Source organism: Paenibacillus ilasis (assembly GCF_043195395.1).
In the GTDB taxonomy this organism is placed as follows: domain Bacteria; phylum Bacillota; class Bacilli; order Paenibacillales; family Paenibacillaceae; genus Paenibacillus_AQ; species Paenibacillus_AQ lautus.
Genome location: NZ_JBHDJG010000003.1, coordinates 283,350 through 301,283, shown reverse-complemented (window position 1 = coordinate 301,283; position 17,934 = coordinate 283,350). Strand labels below are relative to the sequence as shown.

Here is a 17,934-nt window from a genome sequence, read left to right as displayed (position 1 = left end):
CAACTAATCTATATAATCTAGAGATTGAATTAACCCCAGAACGGAGGATTTTCACATGAGTATTATTCGCGAATCTGATCTGCCGGGTATCGGGAAGAAGTTCCTTATTCAGGCGAGATCAGGGGATAAGCTGGTTATTGTTATTCATGACGATGGCCGTAGAGAGCTGTACCATTTTGAAGATGACGATCCTGAGGAGACCATCTCCCAGATTACATTAGAGGATGATGAGGCTAGACAAATCGCCGGCATCATCGGAGGCATGACGTATAAGCCGAAAGCGCTGGAGACCATCGAGGTGACACTTGAAGACCTGATCATCGAATGGGCTCGCATCGAGCCGCATTACAAATGCGTGGGACAATCCATTGCAGGGCTTCAGGTTCGTCAACGTACAGGTGCTAATGTATTAGCGATTGTGAACAAGAAAGAGCAGAAAATCAATCCGGGTCCGGACGACATCCTGACAGCGGGATCGACGCTGGTACTAGCGGGCGAACGTAAGCAGATCAAGCAGCTGAAAGAACTGCTGGTCAACGGTTAATAGCGCTCCTTGGTCGATGAGATGATAACCATACCGAAAGCAAGCTCCTCCTTTTGCGAGGGGCTTGCTTTTTTATGTGCTGGGAATCCTCTCTAAAAAAAGCGCCAAGGGCTTCGACCCTTGTGCGCTTTTTCTGTTTACCAGCGGAATGCTGCGGGTTATGGATTTCCAGAGGAGCCGGTTATTTCCGTGCCACTATCATAAACCGTGCGGAATTCGTTCGGATTCCGCGATCTGTGCGATGGTCTCTGATGAACTGCTGCAGGATGCGAAAATCCGATTCCTCCTGTCCAAACCCGGGGATGATGGGCGTGTGCTTGAGCAGAAAGATGAGATCCTCTTCACGCTCATAGTATTCGACCGCATCGTACTCGGCATATTGGATATCGCGGAACCCGGCAAGCCGAAGTTCCTTCATATATTGATCCTTTAAGGCACCGTCTTCACGGGAGGATTGTCCTCTGCCAAAGGCTTGAGCCAGATTGGCTTTATCACATTCGCGAACCTGCTGTGTCAAAAACACGCCATCCTCTGCTAATACTCTTGCCGCCTGTGATGCACGGAAAGGGGAGTGTCTGCATGAGATCAAATTGAAAAACGCCTCCGGGAATTGAAGCGCCTCTGCATCCATCTGCATAAAGCGTACATTGGAAGCCGATACGTTCCGTTCATTCCGCCGGGCTGTCTCGATCATCGCATGCGAAAGATCGATTCCAACCAGCGATGCTGCTTTGTCAGCGATGGATAACAAGCTTTCTCCGCCGCCCGTTCCGATATCGAGCACAACGTCGGATGGTTGGCATAATTTGCCAACCTGATCGTAAAAATCCCACTTTACACCTTCCGAGATACATCGGACCTGGCTGAAGTCCCAGCCGTTTAAGGCTCCTACGATATCATAAAACTGCTTGTATTCCTGTGAATTCATTTATATTGTCCACCTTCCACATGAGATAAAATGGGATGCTGTAAACAGATTGACCCTCATTCGTTCGAAGCCAGAAGCCGGTAGAGTTCTTTGCTGTAGATCAGGGACTTGTCCAAAAGGACGGTCGGCTCCCTAATGTCCGGCAGCTGATTTACGTTTTATAGCAAAAAGCAGGCTCTATGGCGACGAGTTATAACTTGGACATGGCCCGGTCCTCTATGAACCCGAGCCTAGCTACTTCGAATGATACGGATCAAGTGCAACATCCAATTCCCCCCAATTCGGAAAAGATTATTATTTTTAAGAGATAAGAAAGTATAAACTTCAGAGGCTTACCATCCTTATCTCGCAAGAAAAACTTCCGCTATACGCGGTTTGTCTTCTGAGAAAGTACGTCGATAGATGTTTTTCTTATTGTAAGTCCAAGGATTCTTTATGATCAAGGAGAATTTTATTAGGAGGAAGGACCATAATCTTAAGCAAATGATAAGAATTTGGAAGTATGGCGTTAAGAACTGTCTACTATACTAGATGAATCTGTTTCGCGAAGAACGAGAATAATCGGATTTTAAAAGATGAGAGGGTACTGCCATGAACAAAATAAACGCTTTACCAAGGGAACGTCTTCCCGAGCTGCAATTGGTACGCGCATTCGCCATCATCGGCGTGCTGTCCGTTCACTCCACATCGTATGCCGTATCTGCGATGACGGACTCCAAATACTTTTTTATATACAATTTCATGAACATCTTCATGAAATACGGAACGCCGACATTTATATTTTTGAGCAGTCTGGTACTCTTCTATAATTACTATGACCGTCCCACGACAAAGAAGCTGATCGGCGGATTTTACAAAAAAAGACTGCTGTATATTATCATTCCGTATACGCTGTTCTCCGTGTTCTACTTCGCACTCCTGCACTATTTATATTATCAGGGCAGGCCGTTCGGCGAGACGATGGAGAGCTTTGTTCAAATGCTGTTGACGGGCAAAGCGTACACGCATCTATATTTCGTATTTATCAGCATTCAGTTTTATGTGCTGTTTCCGCTTGTATTGTGGCTGTTCAAGAAGGTCCCCCAGCTTGCAAAATGGGCGATACCGATTGGACTGGTGATCCAGTGGACGTTTATACTGATGAATAAGTACTACTGGCAGGTACCGAATAAAGGGAGCTGGGCATTGTCCTACATTGCCTATTTCATGCTGGGCGCCTTTATCGGCATCTATTACCCGAAACTGAAGGCCTGGCTTGTGATCAGCCGTGCCAACGCACAGCCTTACCGCATCGCTGCTTGGACGATGCTGTGGATGGCATGGGCCGCTGCCGGTCTCGGCCATGTGTACATTTATTACAACAACCGCCTTCACGGAACCGGATATAATTCAACGCTGTATGAGCTGCTGTGGAATATGCATACTTACTTTGGGACGCTTGTCCTGCTCCAGTTCGCCATTTTGTTCTACCGGGCCGGAGTACGCGGATGGACGCCGGCGCTGGAGAGACTGGGGGCCGTGTCCTTCGGGATTTATCTTATTCATCCAATCTTTCTGCTCGTCTACCGTCAATTCCCGCTAACCACGGGGAACTCGATGCTGACCCATCTATGGTATGCAGGCGGTTTTGCGGCAGCCTTAGGATGTTCATGGATCGTCGTGGAATTGACGGTTCGATATATACCGGGTTCATGGGTGATATTCGGTAATATTCCGAAGGCGAAGAGATCGGTTAAACCAACCGATACGCCGGCTGTGCCGCTTTCCGGTTCATAGTCTATGGCGATAGCCAACAAGGATGTATACCTGACGAGGGCATGGCCGTGGCGAAGAAAAACCAAAACAGCAGCAACGCACAGTCTGCACATCCATGGTGCAAGACGTCGTAAAAGGCGTTATGCTGACTGCCGCTTTTAATTAAGGAGGAGCCATGTCTGGAGTTACGATATTGATGGTTGATGATGAAACGGAAATTTTGAAACTGATGGAGATTTACGTCAGGAATGAGGGTTATACGCTCCTCACCGCATCTCATGGCATGGAAGCGCTGGAGATTCTAAAAAAACATAAAGTGGATTTGATCATCCTTGATGTCATGATGCCGAAGATGGATGGCATTGAGGCATGCATGAGAATTCGGGAGGAGAACAACACGCCGATCATCATGCTGTCCGCCAAGAGTCAGGAGATTGACAAGATCGCCGGGCTCAGCATCGGCGCGGATGATTATGTGACCAAGCCGTTCAGCCCGCTGGAATTGATCGCTAGAATCAAATCACAGCTTCGCCGATACAAACAGCTGAACAGCAGCTCGGTGAGGGATGAGAACGAAATTCAGATTGATGAGCTGATTATGAATGTCGCTTCCCACCGGGTAACGGTGGCAGGCGTTGAGATTAAGCTGACGCCGCGCGAATTTGACCTGCTGCATATGCTGGCCATCAATCGCGGACTCGTGCTTAGCATGGACAAGATTTATACCGAGGTGTGGAATGAACCGTTCATGGAATCGAAAAATACGGTCATGGTACATATTCGCAAGCTGCGCGAGAAGATCGAGAAGGATCCGCAGCAGCCGGAATATATTAAGACAGTGTGGGGGATCGGCTACAAAATAGAGTAAACTTAAGCAGAGGTGACTAACTTGAAAGTAATGAAGCTTCATAGCATCCGCCTGAAGATGCTGCTTATGCTGCTTACCAGCATCGGCATCACGGCAGCCCTGCTTATCATACTCTATGCGTTAAGTACGCTGATACTCTCTATTCCGGCAATCAAGCCGCCGCTAGTCTGGATCATTAACCATATTGGCTCGGATCCGGTTATGCTGGTTGCGGGCATCCTTCTCTTTTTTGTCAGCTATTATATGAGCACGAAGTGGTTTGTCCTTGATCTGCAGAAAATCCAGACCGGTCTTCAGGACATCACGGCGGGACGATTCGATTCCAGAATCGAGCTCAAATCCCAAGACGAATTAGGCGTCGTCGCTTCCAGCATAAACCGCATGACCGAACAGCTGAACGTTTATCTGGAGGAAATCAGGAACGGGCTTCGCGAGATTGCCAAGGGGAATTTCGACACCGACATCCCGGTTCAGTCAGGCAGCCAGTTGGGTGAGGTGGCTGAGAGCATCAACCAGATGAGAAGGCAGCTTCACCAATCCATTCTGGAGGAGCGCAACGCGGAGAAAACAAAGAATGATCTGATTACGGGAGTTTCCCATGACTTGCGGACGCCGCTTACATCGATACTGGGTTTTCTGGAGGTGATCGAGGAAGACCGGTACCAGGATGAAGTGGAGCTGCGATATTACGTGAATATCGCTTATGAGAAAGCGCAAAATCTGAAGAAGCTGATTGATGATTTATTCGAGTACACACGGATTAATAACGGGCTTCCGCTGGATATCCGGGAGATCGATATGGCTCAGTTCATGAGACAGCTGATCGAGGAATTCGTTCCCGCCCTGGAGAAATCCGGGATGGAATGCAAGCTTGCGGCAGAGGAAGGCCTCGTTATTCGGGCAGACGGCGCCCAGCTCGTCCGGGCTTACGAGAATTTGATAACCAATGCGATCCGTTACGGTGAGTCGGGCAAAAGGATCGACATCGCCGTCCGCAGCGATGGCAATCAGGTGAGCATCAGCTTCACCAACTATGGCGATCCGATTCCCGAGCGGGATTTGCCGTTCATCTTTGACCGCTTCTACCGTGTGGAGGCTTCCCGTTCGAAGCAGACAGGGGGCACCGGCTTGGGATTGGCCATTACGAAGAGCATTGTCGAAGTCCAGGGCGGCGAAATCCGGGTGCGGAGCGATCGGCAGAGGACAATTTTTGAAACCCGATTTCCTAAAGTCGTATAGTGGCTGCTTCTTCAAGTTTGCCGCGCGGTGGTTTTTCTACCTTTGCATAGCAGCAGAGGATATCCAAGCGAACGCTCCCTCGAAGGGGGCGTTTTTTATATGATTCTAAGACGGAAGTTTCGCCTTTCTTCTGCGTGGTCCATATGGAATTGTTCAGCTTTATTTAAGCATTCGTTAAGAACTTGGACCATGGATTGATAAGATGTGTTCCTTATACTTTCCTTTAGGAACGTACATAAGGAGGCAGTCGGGATGGAATCCATACAACATGTGAAACGGAGCATTAGGATTACGATGGCATGGCCGGCAATCATTGTGATGGTTGGTGTCATATTGCTATCGGGATGCGCAGAGCTCAAGATGTCCGTCGAAGATCCGCGGATTGAGAATCGATCCATTGGCGGGACGGCAACAGCAATGCATAGAAGCACGTCGATGGCTCCAGCATCCTTTCTGGGGCAGTTATGGGGGGAAATAGCAAACGGGGTGACAAACCGCACCAGAAAAATGACAGGCAGGCAAACGCAGGGCCATACCCTATCCGAAGCAAGTCGGCGTGTGGAGGTACGATAATACAGGGAAGACGGCTGATTGTGAAGTTGCAGCAGAAATTATTTTAACGAGAACTTTTCGTGAATGTAGACGACCATAAAGAGATTTTGGATAGGCTCCTTTCCTGGAAGGGAGTTTTTTTGTTTTGATTTTGGAACAGATTGCCTTATAATAGCGTTTACATTATATATGCTTGTATGGGAGAGGATGGTTTCTGTGAGTTTACGCGTATCAATCCGAAAGCGACTATTCATCGGAATAACGGCAGCCGTCTGTATTTCACTTGTTGGGATTCCGGCTCAGCAGACGCAGGAGAGCGCTCGTACCGTATTCGCCGATGCTGCCGGAGCCGGGGGCTTTACATCCGGTCAACGCGTCATACTTCAGCAAAAGGCAGCTTTTTTCCCTAATGCGCTTAGTAGGAACAGCCATCCGACAAATCTCAAGGTCAGTTATTATGGGGCCAAGGGAGAATCGCTCCGACTTCACTCCGTAAAGGGGGAAATGGCGTTAATCAAATCCGATTCCCGTGGAGACCTGTGGCTCCCGACATGGTATGTTTCCAAGGAAGCTGCCCAAATGAAACCAATTTCCCCGCTCTCGCTTCAACTGCGCAGCAGCGGCAGTATATATCTTGCTCCCGGAAGCACGGTGAAATGGCCGATATCCCAAACCGGAACGTCACTCATCGCCGTTGCCCAGTGGAAGGACTGGTACGGCGTCATGATTAGTCCTGCCAAGTGGAAGGAAGATTACCGGATCTACCGTCCGGCCATGATGTGGGTACGGGGCAAGGACACGACCGCCAAGAAGGCGATGCCTGACGGGCTTCTCGATGGAAATTCGGAAGTAACGACGGATGCGGTACGCAACTTGACGGAGTTTCTTTTCAAGAAAGGCACCCCTTCTTTTTATGTGAAAAAGCTGCTTGGCGAACCGCAGGCGAGGGAGACATCGCGGAATCAGGAGATGAGCTCCAATAAACCGATGATACTCGGGGAGACCTGGAGATATGAGCAGCGGGATGCCCATTATACCGTGACGTTCTCTCCGTCCGGAAAGCTGACGGCCAGCGAATGGACGATTCCGGGGACCGATTCCTTTGAGCGGAGTTACAGTCCTGGCGATGATTACGAGTTTACCTATCGTTTTGCCGCCGTACCGCCGCTGAAGTCTCTAGAAGCCGAGCCCGACTGGCGAAATCAGGGCAATCTGAATTTTACCTTCCTGCTTGAGGCAAACGACGAGGTTTTGCTCCTCAAGGGGGATGATGGCGGATATAGCGGAATGCACGATAATTCTTCCTTGTATGCGATAGACCGGGGCACCGGCAAGAAGCTGTGGCAGGAGGATGCGGGATTTGGCTGGTACACGGCTGTCACGGACAAGGAGCGGGAGCATGTTACCATGTACTCGGCTTATAACCCGGAGGTTAAGGATTATGTAGCCCGCGTGCGGCATATCCGGTTGTCGGATGGACAAGTGTTATGGGAGGTTAAGCCGAAGCATGAATTTGGCCTGACGATGACGGCTGCAGCCGATACGATTATTCTGGATGAAGCTTTGAACATGAACGAAACCAAAAGCGTGCTAAGTGTGCTGGATCAGGAAACCGGAAAGCTGCGTTGGAAAAAAACGTTGTCCGGTGAACACCGCTTGTTGAACCAAGGCACGGATGATCCGTACGTGCTTATCGAGCTGAACGGACAGCTTACCGCTTACGATCCCGTAACCGGCAGATCGGCATGGGATATTAAAGTCGGGAACAAGTTCATGGACGATCCGTCCCGAGATCCCTATTTCACCGGAGGCTACCGTTACGATCCGGTATCTCCTGCGGATATGACCACAAGATGGATGCTGCTTGGCAAGGAATGGGTTCTGCTCCATACGGAAACCGGCGAGCGCAAAAGCGTATATCCAGCACGTGAGATGGAACGGCTCGAGGTGCTGAATGAGCGGTATCTATTGGTGCAGCGTGCACTGAATGGGGAGTATTTCAGCGGGGCTACCGCTTACGAAAGCGTATTGTATGACAGCCTGGAAGATAAGGAATTATGGACCGTGAAAGGCAAGGCCGCCCGCGGCGTCATCGAGGGGGAGCGAGTCTATCTTACCTTGAACGGCATTCCGGCAGCTGTAGATAAAGAGAGCGGCAGCATTATATGGAAGATGGAGACTACTGCCAAAGCCAGTGACGATCTGTCCCATTTGGTCGCCAGCAGTTATGGAATCCTGGATCAGTACCTGCTTCTGAGTTGGGGAAGCGATCTTGTGGTGTTGAATAAGGAGGACGGCAGAAGCTTGGGAAGATTGCATAACGTGATCACCGGCAACGTCGATTTGCGAGAGTTATATGCCAGAAACGGTGCGCTGAACGTAACGGATCATGAAGTGCTCGTCGGTACGGTTAGTGGAGCCTTCATTCGCTATGATGCGCAAAGATTGAAGGAACGCCTGGATGAGCTGTTATAGCCTGGCTTTTATCGATAGATGATGAGACCGTATGGATGATGCCGCAAGGGAGGAAGACTTATGGGCAAGAGGCTTAAGATAACAGGGATTCCGGTCATCAGCCTATTGTTGATCCTGTGCATGGGCTGCGGCAGTAAACCGTCGGCCAGTTATGCGTCTTTTGTTAAAGTACAATGATGAAGAGTATATAGGAAAAGGCATCGAGGGTGCGGAGGCTTTTGCAGAGGCGAATTTGACCTTGGCAGGCACCATCCAGAAGCAGCTCGAGCCGGACCAATACCCGGATACGCATTTATCATCGAATGAACTGCTGGTCGGCACTGAAATCTACGTAGTGGATGATGATGATGATATGTTGGTGGCTTTGCAGGAAGATCGAAGGTTCAAGGTGTTTGAGCGCATGGAATAAGTGGATGGATGAACGATAAGCGTCCCTGGCGTCTGGAAACAGATGCTGGGGGTGTTTTTTTGTGGATTGCGATGGATGAACGGACGGACAAGAAGAATTACTTGTTAAAATTTTCCTTGATTACTTTTGGAAAAAAGACGATGATTAATATATCAAACAGATATATCGAACAGATACATTATATGAAATGTGGTGATGACATTGCTGGAGTACATTCTCCTCGGCATGCTGATGGAAGGAACGATGAGCGGCTATGATCTGAAAAAAACGATCGACAGCACCGTGGGCACTTTCTACAAGGCCAGTTACGGCAGTCTCTACCCTGCGCTCAAGAGACTCGCCGACAAGGACATGGTAAAACTGACCGAAACGGACAACAGCAAGAACAAGAAGCTATATTCTCTGCGGCCCAGTGGTCAAAAGGCTTTTCTGGACTGGTTGTCCGGACCGATGCAGACAGGGCGTAATGAGCAGCTAATCCGCATTTTCTTTTTTGATTATTTGGATGAAGACCTTCGTCAAAAACGATTGGCTGAGTACATATTTAAGCTGGATCAGGAAATTCACATGCTTGAGGCGGTGCAGAACGTCGTGGCTGGAGAATTGGCTGAGATCGAGCATCCGGAGAATTATTACTATCGGGTATCGGTTCTGGCGTATGGACTGAATCATTTTCAGATGGAACGGCAATGGCTGAAGGATATTATGGAGAGGAAGGATTTGAACCATGTCAAACCGGAAAACTAAGGTTTCTTTTTCGCAAAAACACCCGATTTTAACCGTAGTCATTATCGAGGTTCTGCTGTTATTAGCCGTATTTGCTGCCGGAGCTTACGCCACGATTAAAGGGTTGAGTTACACTTCGCCTGTGCTGATCTCATTTATCCCAATCGCTCTGGTGTTGATGGCGTACTTTACATGGAAAAAGAAGTGGCACCTGCTCGGTTTCCGTAAGCTGAACAGTATACCGGCCGCCGGTTGGCTCTATTATTCCCCCTTACTCCTTATACTGGTTACCATCTCGCTCAATGGGATGCGAGAAATCAGCGCTTCGGAGATCCTGTTCTTTATCTTTTTCACACTGCTCGTTGGATTTGTGGAGGAGAGCATCTATCGGGGATTGATTCTGAAGACGCTTCTCCCCAAAGGCATTAAAACTGCGGTCATCACCTCCAGCATTCTGTTCGCGGTCACGCACGTACTGAACGTCTTATCAGGGCAGGACGCATTCCAAACGATTTTACAGATTGTATATGCTCTGCTTATAGGCGCTGTACTGGCTCTGCTGATGGTGAAGAACCAAAATATCATCCCTCTGATTCTATTCCACTTCCTTCACAACTTTATCCAGTTTGCCGGTAATGACAATAGTGATGCATTTATCGGTTACGACCTGTTCATTTTGCTGGTGTTGGCCGTCCACTGTGTCTGGCTGTCTCTCTCTTTAAGGAAACCTCCGGTATCCGCACGAATACATCAAGTGGGTTAGTGGAAAATATGATATTAGTAAACGTTGATATAACCGATATCAAGTGTGCTGCTGGGGTGTCACAGCGATTTACTGTATAAATAGTGTGGATCTTGATTTTGAGTGGATGCGTGAGCAAAGCAAAAGCTAATGGTTTATTTTTTCGTGAATAACCATTTTCCACTTGGGAAGCGAAACGTAAGAAGGGCCAGGAGATTCCTGGCTCTTTTTGCTATGGACGCATACATGTCCGGTAAACGTCATTTCAGTACAATTTCCGTGCAAGGAAGGTGCAGCGAATAATATAACTTACATCAAAATATAGTAGACGTAAATGCAAGCCCTGCTGCTTGCAATTTTAAATAACAAAGGGGGGACATTCATGAAGCGAAGGACGCCGCCTAACCGATCACCTGAGCCGGGAGATACCGATTCTCCGCCTCCCAGAAGGAACACCCTGTTTTGGAGGCTGTTCGCCAACTATTTTCTCCTCATTCTCATTCCCGTTATTGTGGCATCGGTTCTTGCCCAGGTGCTGGTCGTTCGCATCATTGAAAAGGATGCCGAGCGTTTCAATCAAGTGATGATGAACCGATTCTCCGAGCAGACGGACACCGAGCTTCAATCCTTAAAGACGAGCATGATTAATATCCTCAGCACCTCCAGATTACGGAGCGTGCTTCTCGCTCCCATGGCTTCTTCGCCGGATAGCCAACTGCTTCCGGAACTGCTTCATTCCCTGCGGGAGCAGCTGCAGCAGCTGGAATCGGACGATCTTGTCGAGAGGGCGTATTATTATTTTGTTCACCAGGATTTGATGATCGATGCCGAAACCTATACGAATAAAGCGTATTATTTCCATTCCCGTTATCCCTTGGATTTGAACCGCCGCCATCAGCTGGAAGCCGAGTTATCCGGCAAAAAAATGATGGATTTCATGGATTCCCCCGACACTTTGACGGCATCCATGAGCTACCCGTTTAATACCGCGGCTCCTGAAGTCTATCTCCTGGTCGAAGTGAAACGAGACAAGCTAGAGGAGCAGATTCATATTCCGGAGAGCTGGGTTACAGGCACGGCGATTGTAGATGATGGAGCCAAAGTGATAGCCCAGACCGGACTGACCGAGCAGGACCAGCTTACCCTGCAGCAGCGAATACGTACAGACGGCGTTGCTTCGCCATTCACGATATCGGACAAGATGGGGCTGTCCTTCATGGCATCCGGCTTCGACGAGTCCTGGCATTATATCAGCATGATCGATTTAGAAACATTGATGAAGCCGGTCTATATGACCCGATGGATCTGCTGGTTGTTCCTCCTATTCTTCCTCATAGTCGGCGCGCTCGCCTCATATTATTTAAGTCGGCGCTTATATCGGCCGATCCGGGAGATTAAGGATGAATTGAAGCTGCATCACGCTCCCAGCGGGAAGGTCGGCCACGAAGGAAACGAGTTTGATGTCATCAAACGCTACTCCCAGTTCATCATGACGGAGAATAAAGAGCTGTTCCAGATGGTGAACGGGATGCTGCCGATCGTGCAGGAGCAGTTTTTTACGAAAATCCTGCTGGGGCAATACCGGGATGCCTTATCGATTGAGTTTTACGCCAAGGAGATTGAATTTGCCTACAGCCATAAGGCGGCGAGAACCGTCCTGTGCATTTCGTTCCATTATGATCCAACCGTTTACGATTCGGCATCGGAATCCACCAAGACTTTTTTGCTGACGGAGCTGAAGGACAAGATTCACCGGCTGGCACCCGGCATGATCTGGATCTGCCAAACAAGGCCGGATCTGATGGCTTGCATTGTTGAGCATGGTCCCATCACGGAGGATTATTCGGAAAAAGTAGCAGAGCAGATTCGGGGCATTTTTCTGGAATACGGTGCTTATTATAAAGCGACCATCGGTATCGGAAAGACCGTTCATGCCATCGAAGAGCTGCACCAGTCCTATGAGCATGCTCTAGCCATGCTGAAGTACCGGGGGCTGCATTCCGCGGTGGAGATTTGCGGCAGTCAGCCTTCCCGGGAGCTGCAGCAGTGGGATCCTTTCTTATCCGTACAAGAGGTCCAGCGGATTCTCAATCAGTACAAAACGAGGGAGTATGACAAGCTGCTTCATTCCGTGCTTGCTCTGCTGGAGGAGGGAAAGGGCAAGGATGCCTCCGCCATGCAGATGAAATATCTGCTTGCCGATGTGCTCAACACCTGGATTCGGGCCGTGGAATCGGAGCGCAATGAACTCAACGTTCCGTATTACTCGGGTCTGTTCGAACGGATGAATCGCTGCATGACATGGGACGAGCTGACGTGCTGCTTCGAGGACATTCATGGTTTTCTGTTCCGGAAGCCGGCTTCCAGCAGCCGGAGTCAACAGTTTATGGAGATTGTGGAATACATTCATGAGCATTATGATCAAGAGCTGTCGATTGAGCATTTCGCCGGCATGATGAATATGTCCATCGGGCATTTCAGCCGTACCTTCAAAGAGGAGGTCGGTGAGAAGTACGTGGAATATATCGCGAAGTACCGGCTGATGAAGGCAAAGCAATTTTTGCTTGAAACCGATTTGAAAATAGACGAAATTGCCGAGAAGGTTGGGTATTGGGGGCGAAATTCTTTGATTCGGGCTTTCCGTCGATATGAAGGCATTACCCCAGCCAAATACCGGAGTTTTCATCAGTAGGAAAAAAAGAGACTGCATTATTTTCTGAAGTCTCTTTTTTTGCATGGAACGGGCTGAAAGCCTTGCGGCGCAGGCATTGCAAAACATGCGTCTTACGGAAAAGATGTTTGCTTTACGCGAGGAAGGCACGGCTCGTATAGTGGGGACAACAACAAACGAATGTAAATGCTTTCAATCGGAGGTGGGGATTATTGGCGCAGCTATCACGGATCGGCTATGTTCTGAGAAAGCATAAAGCGTTGTACTTGCTGATGCTGCCCGGCATTTTGTATTACTTGATATTCAAGTACGCGCCGATGTACGGCATCATCATCGCCTTCCAGGACTATTCGATCGGCCGAGGCATTTTGGGAAGCAAGTTTGTCGGATTCAAGCATTTGATTGAATTTTTCTATGTCACCCCCGATGCATGGAAGCTGATTCGCAACACGATCATGCTGAATGTGTACGATCTTCTGTTTCATTTTCCGGCGCCGATTATTCTGGCGATCCTGTTCCATGAACTGAAGAGCAAATGGTTCAAACGGTTTGTGCAAAACATCAGCTATATGCCGCATTTCCTGTCTACCGTCGTGATTGCGGGCATTCTCGTTACCTTCCTCTCTCCCACAACAGGCGTGGTGAACCATCTGCTCGTCAAGCTGTTCGGCATCGAGCCGATCATGTTTCTGGGCATGCCGGAGTGGTTCCGGACGGTGTATGTGGGCTCCGAAATATGGCAGAAGGTGGGGTGGGGCACCATTCTCTATCTGGCTGCGATTGCCGGAATCGATCCGACGCTGTACGAAGCGGCCAAGATGGATGGGGCGAACCGATGGCAGCAGGTCCGGCATATTACGTTCATCGGCATGGTGCCGGTCATGATTATCCTGTTCGTGCTGTCGCTCGGTAATTTCATGGAGGCGAGCTTCGAGAAAATACTCTTGATCTACAACACGATGAATTACGAAACCTCGGATGTTATCAACACCTTTGTGTACCGGCGGGGCATCCTCGATGCCGATTTCAGCTTCGCCACCGCGGTGGGCCTATTCCAGTCGGCGATTGGCTTCATTCTGGTCGTTGCGGCCAATCGGATCGTACGCAAATATTCGGAGACCAGCCTGTGGTAAGGGAGGTGCGCGATGAAAAAGCAGGAAAGCTTCGCCTCAAAGCTGTTTGACGTATTCAATGTATTGTTCATGATGGTGCTGATCATGGTGATGGCCTATCCGATGGTGTACGTATTCTCGGCTTCCATCAGCAATAATGCCATGGTCGCAAGCGGCGCCGTGCTGCTGTGGCCAAAAAAGATTACGCTGATCGCATACGAACAGCTTATCTATAACCCCGATCTCTGGATGAGTTACTGGAATACAATCCGGTACACATTCCTGCATACGGTGCTGACGCTGATTGCGACCTCCGCGATGGCGTACCCGCTTGCAAAGCGGTGGCTGCCCGGCCGGAGAGTGATTTTGCTGATGGCGGCATTCACGCTTCTGTTCAGCGGCGGCATGATCCCGACCTTTCTGATCGTTCAGAAGCTGGGGATGCTGGACACGATCTGGGCAATTGTCCTTCCGTCGCTGATCAGCACATGGTATTTGTTCATTATGCGGACATTCTTCGAGGCGCTGCCGGAGGAGCTTGAGGACGCGGCTGCCATCGATGGTTGCGGATCCATACAGATTCTGGTGCGGATCGTGCTGCCGCTATCCGTACCGGTGATGGTCACGATCGGCCTGTTCACGGCCGTGAATCAATGGAACTCTTTTTTCAGCGCTTTGATCTATCTGAATGACCGGGAGATGTACCCGCTGCAAATCATGATGCGCAACATCCTGATCGCTGGTACGAATGTGCAGGGCGAGGGCGACCTGACGCATCTGGAGACGTTGAAATATGCCATGATCATGATCGGTACGCTGCCTATCCTATGCGTTTATCCGTTTATCCAAAAATATTTTGTACAGGGCACGATGATTGGCGGCATTAAGGGATAGTCATGGATTTCAAGTAAATCCATCTCTATACGTTGTGATGATAAAAAGGAGGTTAGGGAATGCGGCGAAAGGGGTTCAGAACAGCGCTTGCCATGATCCTGCTCTGCGCGATGCTGGTTACGGGATGCACCAGCGGGGGCAAGGACGACTCGGGGACGTTAAGTCCTGACAAACCGGTTACTTTTTCATGGCTCGTATACGACCGGGTGGAGGGCAAGGTTCGGGATGACTGGGAGATTTTCAAAGAGATCGAGGCCAAGACGGGCGTCAAAGTGAAGTTCCAGATCGTAAGCCAGGAAGGGCTTGAGGAGAAAAGGCAGATCATGATTGCCACGAATACGGCTACGGATTTTATCCAGGTGCCGACGCAGGACGGCAGGGAGCATGGGCCGGAGAAGGTGTTCCTGAATCTTAATGATTATTTGGATCGGGCACCGAATCTTAAAGCATTTTACGAAAAATATCCTGAAGCCAAGGCGCTGGCAACCGGCACGGACGGAGGCTTGTATACCGTACCTGTCCTGGAAGGGGATGCGGAGGGCAAGGGCTTCAACTTTATCTGGTATGCCCGCAAGGACATTATGGATCAGCACGGGATACAGGCCCCGACCACCGTGGATGAATTTTATCAATATCTGAAAACGTTGAAAGAAAAGGTGCCGGACTCCTATCCGCTCATATCGAACGCGATCGTTGGCGATACGGGGCTGTATACGACCTTCGGGCGTATCTTCACGGGCATCAGCGGCTTCTATAATCTGGATCCGACCACCGACCAATACGCATTCGCCCCATACCATGAAAACTATCAGGATATGCTGGTCTATCTGAATAAACTGTATGCGGAAAAATTGCTGGATCCGGAATTCTCGCTGCTGACGCAAGCGCAGTGGGAGGAGCGCATACTGACGGGCAAATCCCTGGTGACGTTTTTCTGGAAGGCCGATCTGGAGTCGCTTGTAGCGAAGGCGAGGGGGGCTGGTACGGCCGAGTATGAGCTGGATGCGATTCCTTCCTTTGCCGCCGAAGGGATCAAGAACTATCAGTTCTCCCGTCCGGTCGTTGGCACCGTCGGTCGAGCGATCTCGGCTAAAGCCAAGGATAAGGAGCGCGCCGTCCAATTCCTCGATTATTTGGTCAGCGAAGAGGGAACGAATTATCTGTCCCTAGGAATCGAAGGCAAAACGTATACGATGGAGGACGGCAAAGCGGTATATAACAAGGAGTTCGGCGAGTCTCCGTTTAATGCGCTGCGCAAGGACTGGGGCGTATGGTATGACCTGATTACGCTGAATAACGCCAAATCCCGTGAGGTGTGGGAGCGCGGATTGAGTGAGAAGAGCAAGGATATTAACGCCCGATATGAGCAGTACATCGTGCCGGCACCGAAACAGATCGTCAAGACGGAAGAGGAGCTGGAGCTCGAGAAATCGAAGCTGAACAATCTGAACAAATTCCTTGAACAGAAGGTGACGGAGTTCGTAACCGGCAAAACCCCGATTAATGATTCCACCTATCAGCAGTTTATTGACCAGGCCAAGAAACTCGGCTCCGATGAACTCCTTACCATGTACAACACCGCCTATACTCGCACATACGGCGGCAAGTAATCCGCGATGGAGATGGAGGAATCAGGTAATGGACGATATGAAAATTATTGATGTCGACGTTCATAACGAGCAGGACGACAGGGCGCTGCTGCCATATCTGCAGGAGCCCTGGCGCTCCCGGGTAGCGGCATCCGGCATCGGATATGCAGGATCAGGGTATTACTCGCCGATCGGCGTGATGAAAAAAGACTCGATCCCTCCGGGGGGAGGAAAAGCCGGCTCCGATCCCGATTATATGATTAAGCAGCTGATCGAAGGCTACAATCTGGACTACGCCGTGTTGACGGGCGTCGTCTACAATATCTCCTCTACGCATGATCCGGATTACGCGGCCGCGATATGCTCGGCTTATAACGATTATCTGATCGCCGAGTGGCTTGGCAAGCATAAAGCTTTTAAGGGAGCCATGGCGGTAGCTACCCAGGACCCGCTGCTGGCGGCACGCGAGATCGACCGGATCGGCGGCCATCCGGATATCGTGGAGGTGATGATCTCCAGTGCGGCGAGGTCGCCGCTGGGTCAGCGCCACTATCACCCGATCTATGAAGCGGCGGAGCGCAACGGCCTTCCGCTCGCAATCCACCCGGGAGCGGAAGGCGGTGGGAGCTCGACGGCTCCCACCGCGGCCGGCTACCCGACCCGCTACATTGAGTGGCACACCTGCCTCTCCCAAATGTTCATGGCGCATCTGGTAAGCATGGTATGCGAGGGCGTATTCGTGAAATACCCGAACCTGAAGGTCGTTCTGGTTGAAGGCGGAGTGGCTTGGCTGCCGGCCCTGATGTGGCGGCTGGACAAAAACTACAAGGCACTGCGCGCAACCGTGCCCTGGCTGACGAGAATGCCAAGCGAGTACATCCGGGATCACTGCTACTTATCGACGCAGCCGATTGAGGAGCCCGACAATCCGCAGCATCTCATCGATCTCTTCAACATGATCGATGCCGAGAACATGCTGCTCTATTCCAGCGACTATCCGCATTGGGACTTCGACTCGCCAAGCCATATTTTGCGGGGGCTGAAGCCGGAGGCGCGGCGGAAGATTTTTTATGAGAATGCGAGGCAGCTGTACCGGTTGGAATGAGGGAATGGGTGATGGATGGATGAATGGATAAATGGATAAATGGATGAACGGCATCCGTATGAACCTAGCACGAATAATTGAAGCTGGGGCTATGGGCAAACCAAAGTCAGACCAAAGACGAACCAAAGACGAGCCAAAGACAAACGAAAGTCGAAAACATAGTCGAAAACAAAGTTGAAAGAAAGTCGAAATCAAAGTCGAAATCAAAGGCGAAAGAAAGTAGAAAACAAAGGCGAAAACAAAGGCGAAAGAAAGTCGAACCAAAGTTGAACCAAAGTCAAAGCAAAGCAAAACCCTACAAAGCTGGGCGCATAGGCAAGGAGGT

Annotated in this window: 15 protein-coding genes; 14 read left to right on the top strand and 1 reads right to left on the bottom strand. The window is 50.0% G+C overall.

The window, feature by feature from the left end:
- Nucleotides 1-55: 55 nt before the first annotated feature.
- Nucleotides 56-544, top strand: a complete 489-nt coding sequence (locus ACETK5_RS25570) for a cation:proton antiporter regulatory subunit (RefSeq protein ID WP_071221197.1) — start codon at nucleotides 56-58, stop codon at nucleotides 542-544.
- A 181-nt stretch (nucleotides 545-725) separates the two neighbouring features.
- Here ACETK5_RS25570 and ACETK5_RS25565 read toward each other — a convergent pair whose 3' ends face one another.
- On the bottom strand, nucleotides 726-1,472 hold the full coding sequence (locus tag ACETK5_RS25565; protein WP_394058623.1) for a class I SAM-dependent methyltransferase: 747 nt from the start codon (nucleotides 1,470-1,472) through the stop codon (nucleotides 726-728).
- Between the two features lie 591 nt (nucleotides 1,473-2,063).
- On the opposite strand from ACETK5_RS25565, the gene ACETK5_RS25560 reads away from it, so the two are divergent.
- The 13 genes from ACETK5_RS25560 (at nucleotide 2,064) to ACETK5_RS25500 (ending at nucleotide 17,609) form a co-directional block, all read left to right on the top strand.
- Complete coding sequence (locus tag ACETK5_RS25560; RefSeq protein WP_394058621.1) at nucleotides 2,064-3,248, top strand: acyltransferase; 1,185 nt, start codon at nucleotides 2,064-2,066, stop codon at nucleotides 3,246-3,248.
- A 154-nt stretch (nucleotides 3,249-3,402) separates the two neighbouring features.
- Nucleotides 3,403-4,095: a response regulator transcription factor gene (locus tag ACETK5_RS25555; protein ID WP_394058619.1), complete on the top strand. Its 693-nt coding sequence runs from the start codon at nucleotides 3,403-3,405 to the stop codon at nucleotides 4,093-4,095.
- A gap of 21 nt (nucleotides 4,096-4,116) precedes the next feature.
- Nucleotides 4,117-5,334 carry a sensor histidine kinase gene (locus ACETK5_RS25550; protein ID WP_326117236.1) on the top strand — a complete coding sequence of 406 codons (1,218 nt, stop codon included), beginning with the start codon at nucleotides 4,117-4,119 and terminating at the stop codon, nucleotides 5,332-5,334.
- A 252-nt stretch (nucleotides 5,335-5,586) separates the two neighbouring features.
- Nucleotides 5,587-5,907, top strand: a complete 321-nt coding sequence (locus ACETK5_RS25545; protein ID WP_394058618.1) for a hypothetical protein — start codon at nucleotides 5,587-5,589, stop codon at nucleotides 5,905-5,907.
- A 195-nt stretch (nucleotides 5,908-6,102) separates the two neighbouring features.
- Nucleotides 6,103-8,361: an outer membrane protein assembly factor BamB family protein gene (locus tag ACETK5_RS25540; RefSeq protein WP_394058616.1), complete on the top strand. Its 2,259-nt coding sequence runs from the start codon at nucleotides 6,103-6,105 to the stop codon at nucleotides 8,359-8,361.
- Between the two features lie 160 nt (nucleotides 8,362-8,521).
- The gene (locus tag ACETK5_RS25535; protein ID WP_394058615.1) at nucleotides 8,522-8,770 is read left to right on the top strand and encodes a hypothetical protein; all 249 of its coding nucleotides are present in this window, start codon (nucleotides 8,522-8,524) and stop codon (nucleotides 8,768-8,770) included.
- A gap of 195 nt (nucleotides 8,771-8,965) precedes the next feature.
- Nucleotides 8,966-9,517 (top strand): helix-turn-helix transcriptional regulator, encoded by a 552-nt coding sequence (locus ACETK5_RS25530; RefSeq protein ID WP_394059087.1) that lies wholly within the window; start codon nucleotides 8,966-8,968, stop codon nucleotides 9,515-9,517.
- Nucleotides 9,498-10,259, top strand: coding sequence for a CPBP family intramembrane glutamic endopeptidase (locus tag ACETK5_RS25525; protein WP_394058613.1), 762 nt, complete (start codon nucleotides 9,498-9,500; stop codon nucleotides 10,257-10,259). Before ACETK5_RS25530 ends, ACETK5_RS25525 begins: the two co-directional genes overlap by 20 nt.
- A 361-nt stretch (nucleotides 10,260-10,620) precedes the next feature.
- Nucleotides 10,621-12,930, top strand: a complete 2,310-nt coding sequence (locus ACETK5_RS25520; protein ID WP_394058611.1) for a helix-turn-helix domain-containing protein — start codon at nucleotides 10,621-10,623, stop codon at nucleotides 12,928-12,930.
- 191 nt (nucleotides 12,931-13,121) lie between these two features.
- Entirely contained in the window at nucleotides 13,122-14,042 is a 921-nt protein-coding gene (locus ACETK5_RS25515) for an ABC transporter permease (RefSeq protein ID WP_100540618.1), read from the top strand.
- Nucleotides 14,043-14,054: 12 nt separating this feature from the next.
- Nucleotides 14,055-14,915, top strand: a complete 861-nt coding sequence (locus tag ACETK5_RS25510) for a carbohydrate ABC transporter permease (protein WP_100540619.1) — start codon at nucleotides 14,055-14,057, stop codon at nucleotides 14,913-14,915.
- Between the two features lie 59 nt (nucleotides 14,916-14,974).
- A complete protein-coding gene (locus ACETK5_RS25505) occupies nucleotides 14,975-16,525 on the top strand; it encodes an ABC transporter substrate-binding protein (RefSeq protein ID WP_326117231.1) in 1,551 nt (516 codons plus the stop codon).
- A gap of 28 nt (nucleotides 16,526-16,553) precedes the next feature.
- A complete protein-coding gene (locus ACETK5_RS25500; RefSeq protein ID WP_394058608.1) occupies nucleotides 16,554-17,609 on the top strand; it encodes an amidohydrolase family protein in 1,056 nt (351 codons plus the stop codon).
- Nucleotides 17,610-17,934 lie beyond the last annotated feature (325 nt).